General features: G+C 40.6%; 1 protein-coding gene. It reads right to left on the bottom strand.

Annotated elements, in window-relative coordinates; genetic code table 11:
• Positions 1-148: 148 nt before the first annotated feature.
• Positions 149-1,085, bottom strand: a 937-nt coding sequence (locus D8M03_RS17585) for a DDE-type integrase/transposase/recombinase (protein ID WP_121216067.1), incomplete at its 5' end; no start/stop codon positions are given.

Raw genomic sequence — 1,085 nt, 5'->3', positions numbered from 1 at the left:
GGCGAAGGGGAAAAAGTAGGCACACCAAATAACCCTCGCCAAATACCAATTTTAACCTTTTCTCCATTCGGTTTGTCAAGAGTTCGCTACGCCGATTGTCATTCGTATGTAGTTATTTGAGGGCTCTGCTAAAAAAAGTAGGCTGCGGTTATTTCGTTAACTCCAATTGGGCCAGTTCAATCAGTTTTGTCCAACGTGCTGGCATATGTGGCATCTGGTCCAACTCTGGAATCATGACCGGCACACGCTTTTCCAGCTTTGCATGCGGTCGAAGGAAATTAAAATAGGCCACAAACATCGTCACAAACGATACCGAGCCAGCTTCGGAACCAAAGCCTGTTGTCGCACGGTAATGCCCTTTAAATGTCCGGTTTAGACGTTCGATAATTTGTTTCAACCAACGATATTCGGCTGACACTGGATCTTCGTTCGTTAAGCCTATCACTTGTGTCACATCAAACCAAATGTCATGTTGTGCGAAAAAGTGTTGTGCTAATAAGTAAATGGGGTTGCCATCCACGATTAAATTCAGGTTTTCGGGAATCTCCTTGAACTTTTGTAAAACATCATCGATTGCTTTAATGGCAGACAATGTATCGCGATTAGGCGAAACACGGTAAGAGAGAATAACTTTTTTCGCCGCATCAAAGAAAAAGAATAAGTAATGCCATTTCCCATTAACCCGAATATACGTTTCGTCGCCACAAAATTGATCGGACAGTTCATAAGGATAACCATCAACGAAGGGCTTCATCAAGATGGAGACACTGTTCACGTAATTTAATATCGTTTGATGTGAAATGGAAACATTATGTATGTCTTGCATAATCGCTGCTGTTTTCCGTGCTGAAATACCGTAATTCACATGGTATGTCAAAATCAATCCAAGTGTATGGGATGACGTATGAATCCGTGATAAATCTACACGTGGTTTTACTGGTGATGCTGGAGATAAAGGTTGATAATCAAACAAAAATTCACGATAAATATAACGCACTTTAAACGCCTGTGGATCTTGTTTAAATCGGGTCTTTTCTTCCTTACTCATTCGACCTATATTGGATAAATAATAGGAACACTGATTA

Origin of the sequence: Ureibacillus endophyticus, assembly GCF_003628435.1 — a bacterium.
GTDB classification, from domain to species: domain Bacteria; phylum Bacillota; class Bacilli; order Bacillales_A; family Planococcaceae; genus Ureibacillus; species Ureibacillus endophyticus.
Note: the sequence above shows the minus strand (reverse complement) of the source record. Positions and strands in the feature narration are given on the sequence as shown.